A 20479-nucleotide genomic window follows, 5' to 3' on the forward strand; every position below is an offset into this window, starting at 1 on the left:
ATGAAGCTCGAGAACCCCTGGAAGCAGAACCCCTGGTTCGAGTCCGTCGCGGTCGCCCAGGAGCGCGCCCGCAGGCGCCTGCCGCAGCCCGTGTACGGCGCGCTCGTCGCCGGATCCGAGCGCGGCCAGTCCGTGACCGACAACCAGGCCGCCTTCGCCGAGCTCGGCCTCGCGCCGCACGTCGTGGGCCAGCTCCCCGAGCGCTCGCAGGCGACCACGGTGTTCGGGCACACGATCGGGTCGCCGGTGATCATCTCCCCGACCGGCGTCCAGGCCGTCCACCCCGACGGCGAGGTCGCCGTGGCCCGCGCGGCGGCCGCCCGCGGCACGATCATGGGCCTGTCCAACTTCGCGTCGAAGTCGGTCGAGGAGGTCACCGCGACCGGGGCGACGACCTTCTTCCAGATGTACTGGACCGGCGACCGCGACACCATGGTCCAGCGGATGACCCGGGCCCACGACGCTGGCGTGCAGGGCCTGATCGCCACGCTGGACTGGTCGTTCTCGATGGGCCGCGACTGGGGGAGCCCGGAGATCCCCGAGAAGGTCGACCTCAAGGCGATGATCCGGCTGGCCCCCAAGGTGGCGACCAAGGGCCGCTGGCTGTGGCAGTTCGGACAGCAGTTCCGCGAGACGGGGAGGCTCCCGGACCTGACGGCGCCCAACCTCGCGCCCCCGGGCGGCGCGGCGCCGACGTTCTTCGGGGCCTACTACGAGTGGATGACGACACCGCCGCCCTCCTGGGAGGACGTCGCGTGGATGCGCGAGACGTGGGCGCAGATCAGCGGCACCCCGTTCGTGCTCAAGGGCGTGTGCCGCGTCGACGACGCCCTCCGCGCGGTCGACGCCGGGGTGGCCGGCCTCTCGGTCTCCAACCACGGCGGCAACAACCTCGACGGCACGCCGGCCGCGATCCGCATGGTCCGTCCCATCGCCGCGGCGGTCGGCGACCAGGTCGACGTGGTCATGGACGGCGGTGTGCGCCGCGGCTCCGACGTGGTCAAGGCGCTCGCCCTCGGCGCCAAGGCGGTGCTGATCGGCCGAGCGTACCTCTGGGGCCTGGCCGCCAACGGCCAGGCGGGCGTCGAGAACGTCCTCGACGTGCTGTCGGGCGGCATCGACTCCGCGCTGCGCGGACTCGCGCTGTCGTCGACCGCCGACCTGCGCCCCGAGCACCTCCTCATCCCCGACGGCTTCGACCGCGCGCTCGGCGTGCCCGAGCCGACGGCCGTAGGGCGCTGACGATGGCCCGCGCGCTCCGGACGCTGGCCGCCGTCGCCTCGCCCGCGGTCCCGGTCGCGGCGACCGTCCTCGTGCCGGTGGGCTCGATCGAGCAGCACGGGCCGCACCTGCCGCTCGACACCGACACGGTGATCGCCACCGCCGTGGCCACCGAGGCCGCGCGGCGCCTGACCCTGCGCGACCTCGACGTCCTGGTGGCGCCGGCCCTGGCCTACGGCTCCAGCGGCGAGCACCAGGACTTCCCCGGCACCAGCTCGATCGGCACCGAGGTCCTGCACCAGGTGGTGGTGGAGCTGACCCGCTCGATGCGCACCTGGGCCCGCCGCGTGGTCCTGGTCAACGCCCACGGCGGCAACGGGGCGGCGCTGCGGGGCGCCGTACGCCAGCTGACCGCGGAGGGACACGACGTCGGGTGGGTGCCGTGCGCGACCGAGGACGTCGACCTGCACGCCGGGCGGACCGAGACGTCGCTCATGCTGCACCTCGCGCCCTGGCACGTGCGCCTCGATCGCGCCGAGGCCGGCAACACCGATCCGCTCGAGGAGCTGCTCCCCGCGATGGTCGCGGGCGGCGTCAAGGCGGTCTCCCCCAACGGGGTGCTCGGCGACCCGGCCGGCGCCAGCGCGGAGGAGGGCGCCGCGGTGCTGGCCGCGATGGTCGGTGACGTGGTGCGCTTCGTGAACGGCGCCTAGATGATCGACTCCGAGGGATCGTGCCAGCGAGCGGCGCTCGACGCGGGCGATGACCGAGGCCATGTCGTTCAGGCCTCGATGCGAGGGCATCGCGGGCGCACGTCGAGCGTCGGTGACGCCGCCAGCGCGCGTGGAGAGCGCCGCGGAGCGTGCGCGACCTCGGAATCGATCGTCTCGCGATGAGCGCCCGGGTCGTGCTCGTCACGGGCGCCGCCCGCGGCATCGGTGCGGCGACGGTGCGCGCGCTCGTGGCCCGCGGCGACCGGGTGGTCGCCGTCGACGGGTGCGCCGGACCGCCGTTCGCGACCCGAGCGGACCTGGACGCCGTGGTCGCGGCCGGTGCGGACGAGTCCACCGGCCAGGTCATCGGCCACGTCGCCGACGTCCGGGATCGCGCGGCGCTCGCCGCGGCCGTCGACCTCGCGATCACCCGCTGGGGCCGGCTCGACGCGGTCGTGGCCGCGGCCGCGGTCATCGCCGGCGGCCGGCCGCTGTGGGAGACCCCGCCCGCCGACCTCGACCTGCTCTGGGACGTCGACGTGCGCGGGGTGTGGAACACCGCCGCCGTCGCCGTCCCGGCCATGCTGGCCGGCCCCGACCCGTCGGGCTGTCGCTTCGTGGCGATCGCGTCCGCGGCGGGTGCCCACGGACTCCACCACCTCGCCGCCTACACCGTCGCCAAGCACGCCGTCGTCGGCCTGGTGAAGGGCCTGGCGGCCGACCTGGTCGGCACCGGCGTCACGGCCTGCGCGGTCTCGCCCGGGTCCACGCGGACGCCGATGCTCGACGCGACCGCCACGCTCTACGGGCTGCCCGACGTCGAGGGCTTCGCCGAGAACCAGCTGGTCCGGCGCGTCCTCGACCCCGCCGAGGTCGCCGCGGCCGTCGTCTTCTGCTGCTCGGCCGAGGGCGGGGTCGTCAACGGCTCGGTGGTGCACGCCGACGGCGGGTTCGCGCCATGACCACCGCGGCGGCCGACCCCGCCGCGCTGCCCGACGGGTTCGTCATCCGCCTCCGCGCCGACCTCGCGGTGGCCGACCGGGGCCGGCTCCTGGTCGGCGGCTCACCCGTGCGGGCGGTGCGCCTCGCGGCCCGGGCCCGCCGGCTGCTGGCCGGCGGTCGGCTCACCGTCGACGGTCCGGCGACCGCCACGCTCGCCCGACGCCTCCTCGACGGCAACCTCGCGGACCCGGTGCTCGACGAGCTCACGGTGCCGCACGCCGACCTCACCGTCGTCGTACCCGTCCGCGATCGGGCCGCGCAGCTGGACCGCTGCCTGGCCGCCCTCGTGCCGTTGCCGGTCGTCGTGGTCGACGACGCGTCCCACGACCCCGCCTCCGTCGCCCGCGTCGCCCGCCGCCGCGGCGCCCGGTTGGTGGCGCTCTCCCGCAACCGGGGTCCGGCCGGCGCCCGCAACGCCGGACTCGCGGAGGTCCGCACGCCGCTCGTCGCCCTGGTCGACTCCGACGTCGAGGTCGACGCGAGCGCGCTCCTCGATCTCGCCCGCCACTGCGCGGATCCGCAGGTCGCGCTCGTCGGCCCGCGGGTCGTCGGGCGGGTGGCCGCCGCGGCGCACGGCCGCCGGCTCCGGTGGTACGAGCGGTACGACGTCGCCGCCTCCTCCCTCGACCTCGGTCGGGTCGGGGGGCGGGTCCTCCCGGGCGCCGCGGTCGGCTGGTTGCCCTCGGCCTGCCTGGTCGGTCGCACCGCGGTCCTCCGTCCCGGCGGCCCGGTCGGCGTCGGCGGGTTCGAGGACACCTGGCGCGTCGCGGAGGACGTCGACCTCGTGTGGCGGCTCGCCGACGCCGGGCACGTCGTCCGCTACGACCCGACGGTCGTGGCCCAGCACGACGTCCGGCCGAGTGTGCGGACCTGGCTGGGCCGCAAGTTCGTCTACGGCACCGGGGGCGCCGACCTCGCCGCGCGTCACGGCGCCAAGGTGGCGCCCGCGGCCCTCTCCCTGCCGGTCGCGCTGGGCGCCGCCGCGGTCCTCCAGCGCCGCTGGTGGTCCGTCCCGGTGGCCGGTGCGGTGGTCGCTCTGACGACGCGCTCGGTGCGCCGCCGTCTGCCCGACGGAGAGGACACCACGGCCGTCGCGACCCGCCTCGCGCTGCGCGGACTGGGGTGGGGGGTCCGTCAGGAGTCCGCGCTCCTGCTCCGGCACTGGTGGCCGGTCGCCACCGTCGCCGCGACCCGCAGCCCCGCCGCGCGGCGGGCGGTCCTCACCGCGGTCGCCGTCGACCTCGCCGTGTTCCTGCGGGAGCGGCCGGGGATCGATCCGGTCACGGCGCTGGTCGCGCGCCGTCTCGACGACCTCGCCTACGGTGCGGGGCTGTGGTGGGGTGCGCTGCGCCGCCGCAGCCTCCGCTGCCTGGCGATCCGCTGGACCGGGCGCGGCTGGTCCGGGCGCGGCTGACCCGGCCGCGGACGCGCGCTCACCCGGCGTACGACGGGGCCGGCACGTCCTTCATCGCCGGGTCGAGCTCGATGCCCTTCGCGAGCAGGGTCGCGGCCTCGTCCTTGCGGCCCAGGTGGTGCAGCGCGAAGCCGAGGCGCATGTGCGTGGCGGCGTCGTCCGGCTTGACCTCGAGCACCCGGCGGTAGAGGTCGACCGCCGTCGCGAGATCCGCCGACTCGGTGAGGAGGGCGAGGTTGTAGAGGGCGGGCGCGAACTCCGGGTCGCTGGTGAGCGCCTCGTTGTACTCCTCGATCGCCCCGGCCACGTCGCCGTCGTCCTGGGCGAGATAGCCGAGGTTGTAATGCGCGTAGGCGTTCTCCGGGTCGAGGGCGAGGACGCCCCCGAACGCCTTGCGCGCACCGTCGACGTCGCCGGCGGCGATCCGGTCCAGCCCCGTGGCGATCAAGGTGTCCGTCGCGGCCGCGGTCGACGTCGCCGCTGCCGGCCGTCCGGCGGCGGATTCGTCCTCCCCGCCGCCGCATCCGCCGAGGAGGAGGGTGCCGGCGAGCGCCAGCGCGGTCAGGGCGGAGGCGAGGCGGCGATGACGGCGGGGGATCGAGAGCACGGGTGACCTTCCAGGGCTGCGAGCGGGGACGCGGTGATCACCTCATCGGCCGGCAGGGGTGCCCTTCTGAGAAAGATCCGCCGGCGAATGTCTCAGTCCGGCCCGCGGGCTGCCGATGGGGCCGCTCGGTTCCGGCGTTCCGCCGTGCCGCTCCCCCCAGGGCCTCGCTGCGGGCCCGCGCCCCCGAGGAAGATCGATGTCGATGAACAAGAGATGGCGCCAGGCAGGGCTGTACTCCGTGTCCGTCATGGCCACGACGGCTGCGACCCTGTTCCCCCACATCCCGGCCTCCGCCGCCGACGCGGCGGACGCCGCCGGCAAGGCGAAGCTGCGGCAGGTGATCGGCTGCTACGACCAGGAGACCGGCGCGCTGCGCCTGGTCATGAAGAACGGCCGCTGGCTGGTCGACGGCGCCGATCGGCAGTGCCGGCCCGGCGAGCGGGTGATCCGCTGGCGGATCGGCAAGGTCACCAAGGGCGGCGAGCGCGGGCCGGCCGGGCCGCAGGGCGTGCCCGGTGCCCGCGGCGCGGACGGCGCTGACGGGGCGGACGGCGTCGACGGCGCGACGGGCGCGACCGGTGCCACGGGTGCCACGGGCGCCACGGGTGCGGCCGGGATCGCCGGCGCGGACGGTGCGACCGGCGCGACCGGCGCGACGGGTGCCACCGGCGCGACGGGCATCACCGGTGCGACGGGCGCCGACGGCCTCGACGGCACCGACGGTGTCGACGGCGCGACCGGTGCCACCGGCGCGACCGGCGCCATCGGCGCGACCGGCCCGACCGGACCCACCGGCGCGACGGGTGCCACGGGCGCGACCGGCGCCGACGGCCTCGACGGCCTCGACGGCACCGACGGTGTCGACGGCGCGACCGGTGCCGCGGGCGTCGACGGCGCCACCGGCCCGACCGGTCCGACCGGCCCGACGGGCGCGACCGGTGCGACCGGTGCGGACGGCGCCACCGGCGCGACGGGTGCCACGGGCGCCCCCGGCGCCGGTGTGGCTCCGGCGTACGGCTCCTTCGCCAACACCGACGGTGACACCATCGCCGTCCTGCTCGGCGGCACGCCCGTCTCCCTCCGGACGGCGGGCGCGACCCTGGGCGTCACGTCGAACGGCACCGACAACGTGTTCACCGTCGCCGAGGCAGGCATCTACCAGGTCTCCTACGCGATCCAGACCACTGCCGGACTCCTGATGAACTCCCGGGTGACCGTCAACGGGGTGCCGTCGCCGCTGCTGGACGACCAGGCCGCGGTATCGACGAACACCTGGACCGGGTCGGCCACGCTGCCGTTGGCCGCGGGGGACAATCTCGCACTGCAGCTGTACGGACTGATCGGCACCGCCGTGCTCGAGGGCGGCGTCGGCGCCCGTCTGTCGGTCGTCCGGGTCGGCTGACCGGACCGACCACTCCGCGCCGGGGCGGGCCGTCGTACGGCGGCCCGCCCCGGTGCCCGTCCACGAAGGGAGCCGCGAGGCATGCCCGGCATCGGCCTGATGATGATCGTCAAGGACGAGGCGCCCGTGATCCGGCGCTGCCTGGACAGCGTGCGGCCGTTCGTCGACTGGTGGGTCGTCGCCGACACCGGGTCGAGTGACGGGACCCAGGAGCTCGTCCGCGAGGCGTTGCGCGACCTCCCCGGCGAGCTCGTCGAGCGGCCCTGGGTCGACTTCGGCCAGAACCGGCAGGAGGTGCTCGACCTCGCCCGGCTCTCTCCGCACCGCGGACCCGACGACTACGCCCTGTGGATCGACGCCGACGAGCAGCTGCGCGGCATCCCGCCGCGGCGCCCCGACCTCGCCGCCGACGGCTATCACCTGCAGGTCGCGTATGACGCGACGCGCTACGCCCGTCTGTGCCTGGTCCGCCTCGCCGCGCCGTGGCGGTGGAGGGGCCCGATCCACGAGTACCTCGACCTGCCCGGCGCGAGCCTCGGCTCCCTGGCCGCGCCCACGGTCCTCGTCAGCCACGACGGGGCCCGGGCCGGCGATCCCGACACCTACCGCAAGGACGCCGGGCTGATCGAGCGCGCTCTGCGCGACGACCCCGACGACCCGCGTCTGCAGTTCTACCTCGCCCAGTCCTGGCGCGACGCCGGGGAGCTCGAGCGGGCACTGGCGGCCTATGCGGTCCGGGCCGCCAACCCGGCCGGGTGGGACCAGGAGCGCTGGCAGGCGCTCTTCCAGGCGGCCCGGCTGCGCGAGCGGCTCGGCGAGCCGGCCGCCGCGGTGATCGACGCCCACCTGGCGGCATACCAGCACTGCCCCTGGCGCGCCGAGCCGCTCGTCGAGGCGGCCCGGCTGGAGCGCTCCCGCGAGCGCTACGAGATCGCCCTGCTCTACGCGCGCACCGCCGCGGCCCTGCCCCAGCCGGGCGGCGAAGGGCTCTTCGTCGACACCGAGACCTATGCCTGGCGGGCCTGGGACGAGGTCGCCGTCAGCGCGTACTGGACCGGAAGGTACGACGAGGGCCTGGCCGCCGCGCGCCGCGCCCTCGCCGCCCGGCCGGACGACGAGCGGCTGCGCGCCAACGTCACCTGGTGCGAGCAGGGACTGGCCGGGTGACCGTCGTCACCCGGTGGGCGGGTAGCCTCCGGTCGTGCCTCAGATCGTCGTCCTGACCGGTGCCGGCATCTCCGCCGAGAGCGGAGTCCCGACCTTCCGCGATGCCGACGGGCTGTGGGAGGGCCATCACGTCGAGGACGTCGCGACACCGGAGGGCTTCGAGCGCGACCGCGCGCTGGTGCAGCGCTTCTACGACGAGCGCCGCGCGGCGCTGGCGAGCGTCGAGCCGAACCCGGCGCACCGCGCGCTGGCCGAGCTCGAGGAGACTCTCGGCAGCGGCCTGCTCGTCGTCACCCAGAACATCGACGACCTCCACGAGCGTGCCGGGTCGCGCCATGTCGTCCACATGCACGGCGAGCTGCTCAAGGCGCGCTGCCGCTCCTGCGGCGTGACCTCGCCCTGGCGCGGCACCCTCCGCGACGAGCCCGCCTGCCCGGGCTGCGGTGCCCACGACCTGCGCCCGGACGTGGTGTGGTTCGGCGAGGTGCCCTACGAGATGGACCGGATCGCCGACGCGCTCGCGGAGGCCAGCCTCTTCGTCTCCGTCGGCACGTCCGGCGCGGTGTACCCCGCCGCCGGCTTCGTCCAGCACGCCCGCCGCCATGGTGCGCGCACCCTCGAGCTCAACCTCGAGCCCAGTGAGGGCAGCCACTTCTTCCACGAGTCCCGGCAGGGCCGGGCCGGCGACCTCGTGCCGGTGTGGGCGCGCGAGGTGCTCTGGTCCTGACCGACCCGGCGGGTTTGAACGCGCCGGGTCGGCGTCGCTGAGACGTTCAGATGCGCCGGGTCGGTCAGGGGCGGGCCAGCTCCTCGTCGAGGATCGCGGTGAGCCGGCCCCGCTCGTGCTGGAGGCCCAGCGGCTCGAGCCAGTCGAGGATGGTGGCGCGGAAGAGCTGCCCCGACTCGATCACCCGGGGGTCGCAGTGGCCGGTGGACTCAAGGGTGACGACGCCGTAGAGCGCGGACCAGGCCCGCATGTAGATCCACAGCAGGCCGCGGTCCTCGGGCGGGATGTGGTCGGACTTCGCGGGGATGAGCGGATCGAGGACGGCGTCGCGGATGACCGGGTCCAGGTCGTCGAGGGCGGGGTAGGGGAACTGGTAGAGCTCCCAGATCCGCCACATCAGGTCGGTGAAGTAGTGGCCGGAGGTGGCGAGCGTGAGCAGGTCCCGGCGCTCGGTGTCGGCCTCGGCGATCGGGTTGGCGAAGATCAGTGCGAACTCCCGCGGCTTGGTCAGCGCCCACTGCCGGAAGCGCGCGCAGGCCACGACGAGCCGGGCGGCCGGGTCCTCCTCCGGGAACCGGGACGCCGCCTGCGCCCAGGCGGCCGTCGCCGCCTTGTCGAGCTCGAAGGCCACCAGGTCGACCAGCTCCTGGTAGTTGCTGACGTAGCGATACAGCGCCGGCGCCGTCATCCCCATCCGGGCGGCCACCGCCCTCAGGGACAGGTCTGCTCCCTCGGCGAGCAGGTCCGCGGAGACGGTGACGATCTCGTCGTACGTCGCCTCGCGCTGACGTTCGCGGCGGGTGACGGGCGCACGGAGATGGGCCACGGGACTCCTCGAGATCGATGGGCGTGCACCTGCGTGAACGCTTGACGACTGCAGTTTACACCGTTTACCGTTAACGGTGTTCACCAAACTGACATGAGTTCACCAAGGCCGGGAGGTTCGACAGATGATGGAGCGATGGGGCGGCCTGCTCGTACGCCGGGCGGTGGCGGTCCTGCTGGTCGGCCTCGGGATCACGGCGCTCGCCGGGATCGCCGGGATCGGCCTCGAGGACAAGCTCTCGGCCGGCGGCTTCGAGGACCCCGGCACCGAGTCGGCCCGGGAGCTCGCACTCGAGCGTGAGACCTTCGGCAACCGCTCGATCGATGCCGTGGTGATCTTCTCCAGCGACGACGAGGAGGCCGCCGCCCCCGCGTTCCGGGAGGAGGTGGAGCGGACCCTGGCCGCCATCCCCGAGGACAGCGTGGTCGCGGTCCAGACCTGGTACGACGTCCAGGACCCCGCCATGGTGAGCAAGGACGGGCACGCCACGGCGGTCTACGTGTCGCTCGCCGGTGAGAGCCAGAACGACTTCATCGACTCCTTCGACCGGATGCGCCCCGAGGTCGAGGACAGCGCGCTCGAGACGGCGTTCGCCGGGCCCTACGCCGTCTACACCGACGTCAACGAGGAGACGAAGTCCGACCTCCTCCGGGCGGAGATCGTGTCGATGCCGATCGTCCTCATCTTGTCGCTCATCATCTTCCGCAGCGTGGTCGCGGCCCTGATGCCCGTCCTCGTCGGTCTCGTCGCGGTGCTCGGCGCGCGGGCCACGATCGCGGGACTCAACGAGCTCGTCGACGTGTCGATCTTCGCGCCCAACATCATCACCCTCCTCGGGCTCGGCCTGGCGATCGACTACGCCCTCTTCGTCGTGTCGCGCTTCCGGGAGGAGATCGCGCGCGATCCGGACGACGCCCGCGGCGCGGTCACCCGGACCATGGCGACCGCGGGGCGCACCGTCGCCTTCTCCGCACTGACCGTCGCGGCGGCGATGAGCTCGCTGCTGGTGTTCCCGCAGACCTTCCTCAAGTCGATCGGGTACGGCGGCATCGCGGCGGTGCTCATCGCGATGGTGGCCGCACTGACCCTCCTGCCCGCCGTGCTGGCGCTGCTGGGCACGCGGATCGACGCGTGGCGGATCCCGTTCCTCCAGCGGTCCACGCCCGTCGAGACCGACCACGGCGCCTGGGCCCGGCTGGCCCGGGCCGTGATGCGCCGGCCGGTGGTCGTCGCGACCGCGGTCGTCGCGGTGCTCCTGGTGGTCGCGTCGCCGTTCCTGGGCGTGAACTGGGGCAGCGTCGACTACCGGGTGCTGCCGGCGGACACCCCGTCGCACCAGGCGTCGGAGCGGCTCAACAGCGACTTCGGGCCGGAGCGCTCGACCGCGAACATCCTCGTGGAGGGTGCCGACGAGGCCGGCGTGGCGTCGTACACGCAGGCACTGGCGGAGGTCGACGGCGTCGTCGACGTCCGACCGGTGGCGACGGAGGGCGGGACCACGCTGCTGCGCGCGGCGTGGGAGGGCAACAGCCAGACCGACCACTCCCAGCAGGTCGTGCGCGATCTGCGGGCGGTGGATGCCCCGGGCGACGCGGAGGCACTCGTCGGCGGCCTGACCGCCGACACGGTCGACCTGGCGGGCTCGGTCGGCGACCACCTGCCGCTGATGGGCCTGATCGTGGTCGGTGTGATGCTGGTGCTGCTCTTCCTGGCCTTCGGCTCGGTGGTGCTGCCGGTCAAGGCGGTGTTGATGAACGCGCTGTCGATCACGGCGTCGTTCGGTGTCGTGACGTGGATCTTCAGCGACGGTCATCTCGCGGACCTGCTGGGCTTCACGCCGCAGGGCTTCCTCGACCTGACCAACCCGATCGTGATGCTCGCGGTCCTGTTCGGCCTGTCGATGGACTACGAGGTCTTCTTGCTGTCGCGCATCCGCGAGCAGTGGGACGCGACCGGTGACAACGACCTCGCTGTGGAGACCGGCGTCCAGAAGACCGGTCGCATCATCACCAGCGCCGCGTTGCTGCTGGCCGTCGTGATCGGCGCCTTCAGTCTCAGCGGGGTCGTGTTCATGAAGATGCTCGGCATCGGCATGCTGGTCGCGATCCTGGTCGACGCCACGGTGGTCCGGGCGCTCCTCGTGCCGGCGACGATGAAGCTCCTCGGTCGCTGGAACTGGTGGGCGCCCGCCCCGCTCGCCCGGTGGTGGGAGCGCTACGGATTCCGTGAGGGGCCGGCCGCCGCGCCGGGCGCCCCGGAGGCGCCGCAGGACCGGGTGCTGGTCTGAGCCAGCGTGGATCCAGGCTGAGCCGGACCGGTCGTACGTCGTCCGCCCGACCGGTGGCGGGGCGGACGACGTGCGGCCGAGGATCAGGCGTTCTCCTTCTTGAACACCGAGGTGCCCCACCACACGGCGAGAGCGAAGAGCACCGCGGTCCAGCCGACGCCCCACAGCATCGAGCTGTCGAAGTCGCCGAAGAACGCGGCGCGGACGGCGTCGACGATGTGGCGGATCGGCATGAAGTCGCTGAGCCGCTCGAGCCAGCCGGCGCCGAAGCTCATCGGGAGCAGGATGCCGCTGAGGAGCAGCACGGGCATCATGATGAGGTTGATGACCGGCGCCATCACGTCCTCGCTCTTGGTCGTCAGCGCCAGGGCGTTGGACGCCGCGGCGCAGGCGCCACCGAGCATCAGGGTGAGGACCACGCCGACGACGATGCCGCCGAACGAGGCGTCCATGCCCATGACCAGGCCGAGGACGACCAGGATGACCGCCTGGACGAAGAGCTGCAGCAGGTCGCGGTAGAGACGGCCGAACAACAGCGCCGAGCGGTGGGCGGGAGTGACCCGCTCGGCCTCGATGACGCCCTCGCGCCACTCGCCGATGAGGGAGAAGCCGGCGAAGAAGGCGCCGAAGATGCCGAGCTGGACGAGCATGCCCGGCACGAACCAGGTGTACTTGTTGCCGCCGAGCTGGGCGATGACCGGCTCGAGCAGGGGACCGAAGAGCAGCAGGTAGAGGACCGGCTGCAGCATGCCGATGATCACCCAGGCGGGATTGCGCAGGTTCATCCGCAGCTGGCGGTTGAAGACGATCCAGGACTCCCGGAAGAAGGTGTTCGACGGGGCGGTCACGCGGGGGCTCCTTCGGTGAGTACGTCGGCGTCGGGACTGTCCGTCGCCTCGGCGGCGGCCTCGGCGTCGCGCAGCGAGCGCCCGGTGAGGGTGAGGAAGACGTCGTCGAGGGTGGGGCGCACGACCTCGATCGACTCGAGCCCGACGCCCGAGATCTCCAGGTCGCGCAGCAGGCCGGGCACCGCCTTGCCCGCACGGGCGACCCGACCGCGGACGTGGTGGCCCTCGACCTCGACGTCGGCGCTGATCGAGGCCAGCTTGTCGCGGGCGATCGTCACCTCCTCGTCGGTGGCGACCTCGAGGTCGACCAGGTCGCCGGCGACAGCGGCCTTGAGGTTGTCGGCGGTGTCGCTGGCGACGATCTCGCCCTTGTCGATGATGACGATCCGGTCGGCGAGCGCGTCGGCCTCGTCGAGGTAGTGGGTGGTCAGGAAGACCGTCGCCCCCTCCTTGGCCCGCAGGTCGGAGATGTGGTGCCACAGGTTGATCCGCGCCTGGGGGTCCAGGCCGGTGGTCGGCTCGTCGAGGAACACCAGCGACGGCGAGTGGATGAGCGCCATCGCGATGTCGAGGCGCCGCTTCTGGCCGCCGGACATGTTCTTCGGCATCCGCCGCCACAGCCCGTCGAGCTGCAGCTTGTCGAAGAGCTCCTGGCCCTTGGCCACGGCCTCCTTCTTCGACATCCCGTAGAGCATGCCGTGGTCGACGACCTCGTCGCCGGCGTAGGCGCCGGAGAAGGTCGAGCCGACCTGGGAGCAGTAGCCGATGCTGCGGCGTACGTCGACCGCCTGGGTCGCGACGTCGAAGCCGGCCACGCTCGCGGTGCCGGCGGTCGGCTTGAGCAGCGTGGTCAGCATCCGCAGGGTCGTGGTCTTGCCGGCGCCGTTGGGCCCGAGGAAGCCGACGACCTCGCCCTCCTCGACGTCGAGGTCGACGCCTCGCACGGCGTGGACCTCCTTCTTCTGCTTGCCCTGTCCGCTGTGGAAGGTCTGCACGAGTCCTCGTGCACGGATCATCTTCGAATCCCCTCGTAGTCAAGGTTGAACAGGTGAGTATTCAAACTTGAACACCCACCTGTCAAACGGCGTCCCCGAGGTACGACAGCACCAGCCGCCGACATTCATCGCAACCGGGTTTCCGGTTCAACTACCGAATTGGTCGCCGATCGGCCGGAATCACCGCACATTCGGTAGTTGAACCGTGCAGATCAGCCGCCGAGCAGCGCGCGGTAGCGCTCGCGGTCGGCGTTCATCTGCCAGCCCGGGTCGTCGGCGGGCGGCGTCCACGTCGCCGGGTCCAGCGCCAGGCGCCCGGCCTTCATCAGCTCGATCGTCTCGCGCAGCCAGGCCAGCTCGGCGACCGCGAGGTCGAGCCACATCACGACGGTCCGCAGCGCATGGGGCGGGGCCTCGGCCGGCGCCGTCGGCTCCGCGAGGCGCGCGACGAGGTCCTCGAGCGCGACCCGGCGCCGGATGAGCGAGCGCAGCGCGCGGTCGGGCGGCACCAGCGGCAGCAGGCCGAACGCCGCGCTGAAGCCCTTGCGGTCGACGACGCTGACCTCCTCCAGGCCGGCGGTGACCAGACGCTCGAGCTCGGTCCGGCCCGCGCCGGTCACCTCGTAGACCGCGACCTCGCGGCCGCCGTCCTCGAGGTCGTGGCGGAGCAGGAAGCCCTGCTTCGTCAGCGTGGCCAGGCCGTTGTAGATCGAGCCCGGATTGAGGTTGGCCCAGTCGTCGACGGTCCAGGACAGCAGCTCGCGCCGGATCTGGTAGCCGTTGACCGGCTCGAAGAGCGCGACGGCACCCAGCAGCAGCATGCGGGTGTCGTGGGCGGCCATGCCCGGATTCTAGGAGTCGCCGGTGCCGTCGCCGGAGGAGAGCAGCCCGCGCAGGCCGTCGCGGCCGACGCCGAGCTTGCGGTAGGCGCGCGACAGGTGCACCTCGACCGTCTTGGTGGTGACGAACAGGCGCTGCGCGATGTCCCGGTTGCGCAGTCCCGTCGCGGCCAGCTCGCACACCCGTCGCTCGGCGGAGGTCAGGGCCGCGACGCCGGTGACCTCGATCCGCCCGGCGCGCCCGCCCGCGAGCGCGAGCTCGGTCGTGGCCCGCTCGGTGAGGACGCTGGCACCGAGACGGTGCGCCAGCTCGCGGCCGATGCGGAGCTGCTCGCGCCCCTCCACCCGGCGTCCGGTACGACGCAGCGCGGAGCCCAGCGCGACCCGCGACCGCGCCTCCTGGAGTCGTGCCTGGGATCCGTCGAGCACCGCGACCGACCGTTCCAGCAGGGCGATCTGGCCGGCACCGGCGACCTCGCCGGCGATCCGCAGCGCCTGCCCCAGCACTCCGGCCGCACCCTTCTCCTCCGCCCGCGCGAGCTCGACCGCGGCCAGCTCGCGTGCCTCGTCGACCCGGCCCAGCGCCCAGAGGCTCTCGACCGCGGCCGCCCGCCACGCGCACCAGGTGGGGGAGTCGACCTGGAGGGCGTCGAGGCGCCGCCCGCAGGTGCGCAACGAGTCCAGCGCCGCGGCGTGGTCGCCGAGCGCGGCCAGGACCAGGCCGCGGGCGCGCAGCAGGTGGATGCCACCGGCGTGCATCAGGTCGGCGAGGATCTCGTCCGGGACGCTGTCGACGGCCGCCCGCGCCTCGACGTACCGACCCTGCTCGAGGAGCGCCTCCGCGCGACCGGCGTGCGACAGGACGCCGACGATCGTGCCGCCGGCGACCAGGTCGGCGTGCTCCAGGGCCGCGTCGAAGTCCGCCATGCCGTCGTCGAGCCGCCCGGCCCACAGGTGCGCCCAGCCGCGGACGAAGGACGCCGCGACGTGCATGAGCACCGAGCCCTCCCGGGCGGCGAGGTCGAGACCCTGCGCGCACAGGCCCGCCACGACGGCGTACTCACCCGCGGCGGCCAGCTGGAGCCGCGCGATCGTCCACTCGAAGGGGTTCGCGACCTGCTCGGGAGTGAGCCCGTCGCCGATCGCCCGGCGGGCCAGGGAGTGGACCTCGGTGCTGGGAGCGCTGACGGCGTTGGCGACCGCGGCCTGCTGGATGAGGAGCAGCCGCTCGCCGGGAGTCTCGCCGGAGAGCCGGCCGTGTGCCGCGAGGCGGGCGCGCGCCGCCGTGACCTGGTCCGGAACCTGCAGCGCTGCCGACACCAGGACCGCCTCGACCACCAGGGCGAGGTCGCCGTGCTCCGGGCCGAGGCCGGCGAGCGCGGCGGTGAGGATCGGCACCGTGCGGTCGTAGAAGCCGCCGACGTTGTACGCCGTCGCGAGGGCCAGCGCGGACCGGGCGCGCAGCGCCGGGTCGCTCACGCCGTCCCCGGCCCGCTGGAGGGTCGCCACCGACGCGGGGTCGCCGGCGTGGAGCTCGGCGGTGCCGAGCTCCAGCAGCACACCGGGAAGGTCGGTCGCCGCGGGCGGCTCGGCGATCGCCCGCCGCAGCAGGTCGACGGCCGCCTGGGGGGCGCCGTCGGCGAGCGCCGCCCGGGCGGCGGTGCGCAGCAGCTCGACCGACCAGGGATCCCCGACGCCCTCCGCCTCCAGCAGATGGCCGGCGGCCAGGTGCAGCCCGTCGGCCTCGGCCGCGAGCGCCCGCGCGGCGCGGCGGTGCAGATCGTCGCGCGCGGCGGCTCCGGTCGCCGCCGCGACCGCGCTGCGGAGCAGGGCGTGCCGGAACCCGAGCCGCCGTTCGGTGGCCAGGAGGCCGGCGTCGCGGAGCCGGTCGGCCGCCGTACCCGCCGCGGCCGGGGTCAGCCCCGCCAGGTCGGCCGCCACCCGCAGCGGCGCGGTGTCGAGGACCGCGACCGCGCGGGCCAGCGCCTGCTCGGGCGCGTCGAGCGCCGTCAGCCGCTGCACCACCGCGTCCACCACCGTGCGGGGCACGAGCGTGCGCACGTCCGTCGTGGCGGTGTGCGCGGGATCGGTCGCCGCCAGCAGGTCGGCCAGGGCGACGACGAGGAACGGATTGCCGCCGGTCACGTCGGCGCACGCGGCGGCCAGCGCGTCGTCCACCTCGGCGTGCCACAGCTCCGCCAGGCAGGAGTGGACGCCGCCGACGCTCAGTGGAGCGAGGTCGAGCCGGGGCGTGTCGGCGACCAGCGCCGCGAGGGCCGGACTGCGCCGCTCGGGCAGCACGTCGCGGGCGGCGACGACCAGGAGCACGGGGAGCTCGTCGGCCCGGCTCAGCACGTGGTGGCAGAAGAGCAGCGACGCCTCGTCGGCCCAGTGCGCGTCGTCGACCGCGAGGACGAGCGGTCCGTCGGCGGTCAGCCCGTCGAGCAGCCAGTACAGGCTGTTGAGCATCACCGACGGGTCCGCCACCGGTGCCCCGCGGTGCAGCACGAGGTCGACCGCCGGCCGGGCCGCACCGTGCGCGACGCCGTCCAGGCCGTCCAGCGCGACCGCGTCGAGCGCGGCCAGGACCCGTCCGAAGAGCTGCCGTACGACGCCGTACGGCGCATGCGTCTCGAGCTCGGCGCCCCTGGCCCGGAGGACCCGCACCCCGCCGTCGGCGACGGGAGGGGTGGTGAGGGCGGCGTCGAGCAGCGCGGTCTTGCCGACGCCGGCCGGCCCCAGCAGTCCGAGGGCGCCGCCCCTGCCCGCGCGCAGCCGGTCGAGGGCGGCCCGGGCCTCCGCGAGGCTCGCCTCCCTCTCGAGCAGTCGCGCCGAGATCACGCTCGTGAGCGTAGGGGACGAGCGGCCCCCGGGTGGCGGCGTGCGACCGATCTCCGAGCGGGATTCCTTGTGCCCGGGGACAAGGACCGCGGATGTGACCCGCGAGTAGAGTCGCGGGCATGAAGCGTGAGATCTACGACGAGGACCACGAGGCCTTCCGCGCGTCCGTCAAGGAGTTCGTGGACCGGTCCGTCCTGCCGCACACCGAGGAGCACATCGCCGCGAAGGCGCTCCCGCGCGAGTTCTGGCTCGAGGCGGGCAAGCAGGGCCTGCTCGGCCTGTGCATCCCGGAGGAGTACGGCGGCTCGGACGCGGGCGACTACCGGTTCAACGCCGTCCTGCAGGAGGAGCTCGCCAAGGCGGGCGCGGCGTACCCGACCTGTCACGGCATCCACGCCGACATCACGGCGCCGTACATCGTCGAGCTCGGCACGGAGGAGCAGAAGCAGCGCTGGCTCCCCGGCGTCGCGTCGGGCGAGATCCTGCTGGGCATCGGCATGACCGAGCCGTCGGGCGGCTCCGACCTCGCCGCGCTGAAGACCACCGCGGTGCGCGACGGCGACTCGTGGATCATCAACGGATCCAAGACCTTCATCACCAACGGCTACTCCGGCGACCTCTTCGTCACCGCCGTGCGCACCGACCCGGAGAAGGGTCCCAAGGGCATCACGCTGTTCGGCATCGAGGCCACGATGGAGGGCTTCTCGCGCGGCCGGAAGCTCGACAAGGTGGGCATGGAGGAGTCCGACACCGCCGAGCTGTTCTTCGAGAACGTCCGCGTCACCGACGCCGAGATCATCGGCGAGCTCAACATGGGCTTCATCCACATGATGCAGAAGCTCCCGCAGGAGCGGCTCGGCTGCGCGGTCGCGAACATCGCCCACGCCAAGCAGATCCTGCTCGAGACCGTGGACTACGCCAAGGAGCGCCACGCCTTCGGCGCGCCCATCGGCACCTTCCAGCACAACAAGTTCCTGCTGGCCGACCTGGTCACCCGGATCGAGGCCGCCGAGGCGTACATCGACAAGTGCGTCCTCAACCACTCCCAGGGCACGCTCACCGCGATCGACGCGGCCAAGGCGAAGTGGTTCTCCTCGCAGGTCCAGTCGGAGGTGCTCGACCACTGCGTGCAGCTGCACGGCGGCTACGGCTTCATGAACGAGTACCGCGTGGCGCGCGCCTGGCGCGATGCCCGCGTCACCAAGATCTGGGCCGGCTCCAACGAGATCATGAAGGAGCTCATCGGCCGCGACCTCGGCCTCTGACCCGCATCGACCCGGCGCATCTGAACGTCTCAGACGCATCGACCCGGCGCGTTCAGACGCGCCGGGTCGATGCGTCTGCGCTCAGTGGCCGCCGAGTCCCTCGGAGAGAGCGCGGGTGGTGCGCAGGAGGGCGCGCGCCATCGGGCTGTCGACATCGGCCGAGACGGTGACGGCCGTGCCGACGATGGCCATGGCCGCGACGATGGTGTCGCCCTCGAAGATCGGCGCCGCGATGGTGCGCACCCCGTTGATGTCGGGCGAGTTCAGCGACAGCCCCAGCTCGCGGATGTTCTCGAACTCGGCGGCCAGCTCGGGGGAGCGGCGCAGGATCGACTTCAGGCCGGGGACCTGCTCGGGCGGCAGGAACGAGCAGAAGACCCGCCCCTGCGCGGAGTCGGTGAGGTCGAGCCGGGCTCCGGAGCGGACGCCGATGCGGATGATGTGGTCGGTGTTGTCGACCGAGCGGACGACTGTCGCCGTCTCGCCGTCCCACACCGAGAGCACGACGGTCTCGTCGACCTCGTGCAGCAGCGCCTCCATGTAGGGCTCGGCCGCGGCGACGATCGGCAGGCCCGCGCGGGCGGAGGCGGCGAGGGTCAGTACCTGGGGGCCGAGGGAGTACAGCGCGGTGCGCTCGTCGTACCGGAGCAGGTGGGCGGCGCGCAGCGCCTTGGTGTAGCGGTGGGCCGTCGCCTTGCTGGTGCCGAGCGACGCGGTCAGCTCGTTGAGGCTCAGGTAGGGCTTGGCGACCGTGAAGGAGCCGAGCACGACCGCGGCCCGCTCCACCGTCTGGATGGTGGGAGCGGTCTCGCTCGTCTCTTTCTTGGGGCTCTTGCTGGTGCTCATGTGACCTCGAATCGGGGCGCTGGGCTCGACGGAGTATCGCACGGGTGGAGCGCCGCGCCGCCGTGCCCGGCGGGCGCGGACGCCCGTGTCGTCACAGGTCCGACGAATGTCCCGGCGTGAGCGCGGATCCGGGGCGGACCAGCGCGGTGATGTGGTTCACGGCGAGGGCCGCCTCGCCGAAGCCGATCGAGATCAGCTTGACCTTGCCCTCGTAGTGGGCGAGGTCTCCGGCGGCGAACACCCGGGCCCGGTTGGTACGCATCGTGCGGTCGACCAGGATGTGCCGGCGGTCCTGCTCCAGGCCCCAGCCGTCGATCGGGCCGAGGTCGGCGATGAAGCCGAGTGCGGCGACGACGGCCTGCACCGCGAGGGTGCGGCTCTCGCCGTCGCGGGTCTCGACCACGACCTCCTCGATGCGCTCCTCGCCCGACACCTTGGCGACCTCGTACGGCGTCAGCACCTCGACGCTCGACGTACCGAGCTGTGCCACGCTGCGCTCGTGGGCGCGGAACTGCGGGCGGCGGTGGACGAGGGTGACGCTGCGCGCGATGTCCTCGAGGCCGAGTGCCCAGTCGAGCGCGGAGTCGCCGCCGCCGACGACCAGCACGTCCTGGCCGGCGAGCTCGGCCAGCCGCGGCACGAAGTAGCGCAGGCCCCGGTCGAGGTACTCCGAGCCGACGGGCAGCTCGCGCGGGGTGAAGCTGCCGATGCCGGCGGTGACGAGCACCGCGCCGGCGCGCACGGTCTCGCCGGTGTCGGTGGTGACCTCGACGCCGTCCGCGTGCTCCTCGAGGGCGACGGCGGTGCGGCCGAGCAGCATCAGCGGGTCGGCGGAGCGGGCCTGGGCGTGCAGCGCGTCGACGAGCTCCTGGCCGCGCACGGACGGGAACCCGGCGACGTCGTACAGCGCCTTCTCGGGGTAGAGCGCGGCGACCTGGCCGCCGACCTCGGGCAGGGCGTCGAGGAGGGCGACCCGCAGCTCCCGGAAGCCGGCGTAGTAGGTCGCGTAGAGGCCGGTCGGTCCGGCGCCGACGACGAGCAGGTCGACCTCGTGGACCGTGCCGGTGCTCATGCGACGTCCGGGTGGTCGGCGCCGACCCGGCCGACCTTGCGGGCGCCACCGGGGGAGCCGAGGTCGGTGAAGAACTCGGCGTTGATCCGCTCGTAGTCCTTGGCCTCGTCGGGGAGGTCGTCGTGGTGGTAGATGGAGATCTGGGGGCAGACCGGTTCGCAGCGGGCGCACTCGACGCACTCGTCGGGCTGGATGTAGAGCATCCGGTCGCCCTCGTAGATGCAGTCGACGGGACATTCCTCCACGCACGACCGGTCCATCACGTCGATACAGGAACCAGTGATCACGTAGGGCACGGCGTCTCCGTTCGTTGTGCAGTCCGAGATAGCGTCTCTTATTACAAGACAGGACAATGAACCCAGAAGGGCGTCGTCGTCAACCCGTCGGACGGATTCATCCGACCTCTT

The 20479-nt window shown here is 73.4% G+C and carries 18 protein-coding genes; 9 read left to right on the top strand and 9 right to left on the bottom strand.

The window, feature by feature from the left end:
- The 4 genes from mftD (at nucleotide 1) to mftF (ending at nucleotide 4350) form a co-directional block, all read left to right on the top strand.
- The gene (mftD, locus tag ACPZVR_RS00530; protein WP_436697609.1) at nucleotides 1-1242 is read left to right on the top strand and encodes a pre-mycofactocin synthase MftD; all 1242 of its coding nucleotides are present in this window, start codon (nucleotides 1-3) and stop codon (nucleotides 1240-1242) included.
- Between the two features lie 2 nt (nucleotides 1243-1244).
- A complete protein-coding gene (gene mftE, locus ACPZVR_RS00535; RefSeq protein WP_436697610.1) occupies nucleotides 1245-1934 on the top strand; it encodes a mycofactocin biosynthesis peptidyl-dipeptidase MftE in 690 nt (229 codons plus the stop codon).
- 179 nt (nucleotides 1935-2113) lie between these two features.
- A complete protein-coding gene (locus ACPZVR_RS00540; protein ID WP_436697611.1) occupies nucleotides 2114-2896 on the top strand; it encodes a mycofactocin-coupled SDR family oxidoreductase in 783 nt (260 codons plus the stop codon).
- Complete coding sequence (mftF, locus tag ACPZVR_RS00545) at nucleotides 2893-4350, top strand: mycofactocin biosynthesis glycosyltransferase MftF (RefSeq protein WP_436697612.1); 1458 nt, start codon at nucleotides 2893-2895, stop codon at nucleotides 4348-4350. The genes ACPZVR_RS00540 and mftF overlap by 4 nt, the downstream gene beginning before the upstream one ends.
- Before the next feature lie 19 nt (nucleotides 4351-4369).
- Here the strand turns inward: mftF and ACPZVR_RS00550 are convergent, their stop codons facing one another.
- Nucleotides 4370-4957: a tetratricopeptide repeat protein gene (locus ACPZVR_RS00550; protein ID WP_436697613.1), complete on the bottom strand. Its 588-nt coding sequence runs from the start codon at nucleotides 4955-4957 to the stop codon at nucleotides 4370-4372.
- Between the two features lie 247 nt (nucleotides 4958-5204).
- Here ACPZVR_RS00550 and ACPZVR_RS00555 point away from each other — a divergent pair, with 247 nt between their 5' ends.
- From ACPZVR_RS00555 to ACPZVR_RS00565, 3 genes are all read left to right on the top strand, one after another.
- Complete coding sequence (locus tag ACPZVR_RS00555) at nucleotides 5205-6359, top strand: BclA C-terminal domain-containing protein (protein ID WP_436697614.1); 1155 nt, start codon at nucleotides 5205-5207, stop codon at nucleotides 6357-6359.
- Between the two features lie 81 nt (nucleotides 6360-6440).
- Nucleotides 6441-7526, top strand: a complete 1086-nt coding sequence (locus ACPZVR_RS00560) for a glycosyltransferase (protein WP_436697615.1) — start codon at nucleotides 6441-6443, stop codon at nucleotides 7524-7526.
- A gap of 34 nt (nucleotides 7527-7560) precedes the next feature.
- Entirely contained in the window at nucleotides 7561-8253 is a 693-nt protein-coding gene (locus ACPZVR_RS00565) for an NAD-dependent deacylase (RefSeq protein ID WP_436697616.1), read from the top strand.
- Nucleotides 8254-8317: 64 nt separating this feature from the next.
- Here the strand turns inward: ACPZVR_RS00565 and ACPZVR_RS00570 are convergent, their stop codons facing one another.
- A complete protein-coding gene (locus tag ACPZVR_RS00570; RefSeq protein ID WP_436697617.1) occupies nucleotides 8318-9079 on the bottom strand; it encodes a TetR/AcrR family transcriptional regulator in 762 nt (253 codons plus the stop codon).
- A 124-nt stretch (nucleotides 9080-9203) separates the two neighbouring features.
- Between ACPZVR_RS00570 and ACPZVR_RS00575 the strand changes: the two genes are divergently transcribed.
- Nucleotides 9204-11366: an MMPL family transporter gene (locus tag ACPZVR_RS00575; protein ID WP_436697618.1), complete on the top strand. Its 2163-nt coding sequence runs from the start codon at nucleotides 9204-9206 to the stop codon at nucleotides 11364-11366.
- 83 nt (nucleotides 11367-11449) lie between these two features.
- Here the strand turns inward: ACPZVR_RS00575 and ACPZVR_RS00580 are convergent, their stop codons facing one another.
- The 4 genes from ACPZVR_RS00580 to ACPZVR_RS00595 all read right to left on the bottom strand — a co-directional run bounded on the left by ACPZVR_RS00580 (nucleotide 11450) and on the right by ACPZVR_RS00595 (nucleotide 16889).
- The gene (locus ACPZVR_RS00580) at nucleotides 11450-12214 is read right to left on the bottom strand and encodes an ABC transporter permease (RefSeq protein ID WP_436697619.1); all 765 of its coding nucleotides are present in this window, start codon (nucleotides 12212-12214) and stop codon (nucleotides 11450-11452) included.
- Complete coding sequence (locus ACPZVR_RS00585) at nucleotides 12211-13230, bottom strand: ATP-binding cassette domain-containing protein (protein ID WP_436697620.1); 1020 nt, start codon at nucleotides 13228-13230, stop codon at nucleotides 12211-12213. Before ACPZVR_RS00585 ends, ACPZVR_RS00580 begins: the two co-directional genes overlap by 4 nt.
- A gap of 191 nt (nucleotides 13231-13421) precedes the next feature.
- A complete protein-coding gene (locus ACPZVR_RS00590; protein ID WP_436697621.1) occupies nucleotides 13422-14051 on the bottom strand; it encodes a PadR family transcriptional regulator in 630 nt (209 codons plus the stop codon).
- Nucleotides 14052-14060: 9 nt separating this feature from the next.
- Complete coding sequence (locus ACPZVR_RS00595; protein ID WP_436697622.1) at nucleotides 14061-16889, bottom strand: AAA family ATPase; 2829 nt, start codon at nucleotides 16887-16889, stop codon at nucleotides 14061-14063.
- Nucleotides 16890-17008: 119 nt separating this feature from the next.
- On the opposite strand from ACPZVR_RS00595, the gene ACPZVR_RS00600 reads away from it, so the two are divergent.
- Nucleotides 17009-18154, top strand: a complete 1146-nt coding sequence (locus ACPZVR_RS00600) for an acyl-CoA dehydrogenase family protein (RefSeq protein ID WP_436697623.1) — start codon at nucleotides 17009-17011, stop codon at nucleotides 18152-18154.
- A gap of 81 nt (nucleotides 18155-18235) precedes the next feature.
- On the opposite strand, the gene ACPZVR_RS00605 is transcribed toward ACPZVR_RS00600, so the two are convergent.
- The 3 genes from ACPZVR_RS00605 to fdxA form a co-directional block, all read right to left on the bottom strand.
- Entirely contained in the window at nucleotides 18236-19000 is a 765-nt protein-coding gene (locus tag ACPZVR_RS00605; protein ID WP_436697624.1) for an IclR family transcriptional regulator, read from the bottom strand.
- A gap of 91 nt (nucleotides 19001-19091) precedes the next feature.
- Nucleotides 19092-20072 carry an NAD(P)/FAD-dependent oxidoreductase gene (locus ACPZVR_RS00610; RefSeq protein ID WP_436697625.1) on the bottom strand — a complete coding sequence of 327 codons (981 nt, stop codon included), beginning with the start codon at nucleotides 20070-20072 and terminating at the stop codon, nucleotides 19092-19094.
- Nucleotides 20069-20368 (bottom strand): ferredoxin, encoded by a 300-nt coding sequence (gene fdxA, locus ACPZVR_RS00615; protein ID WP_436697626.1) that lies wholly within the window; start codon nucleotides 20366-20368, stop codon nucleotides 20069-20071. Before fdxA ends, ACPZVR_RS00610 begins: the two co-directional genes overlap by 4 nt.
- Nucleotides 20369-20479: the final 111 nt, after the last annotated feature.

The sequence above is a fragment of the Nocardioides segetis genome, from assembly GCF_051390595.1.
GTDB lineage: Bacteria > Actinomycetota > Actinomycetes > Propionibacteriales > Nocardioidaceae > Nocardioides.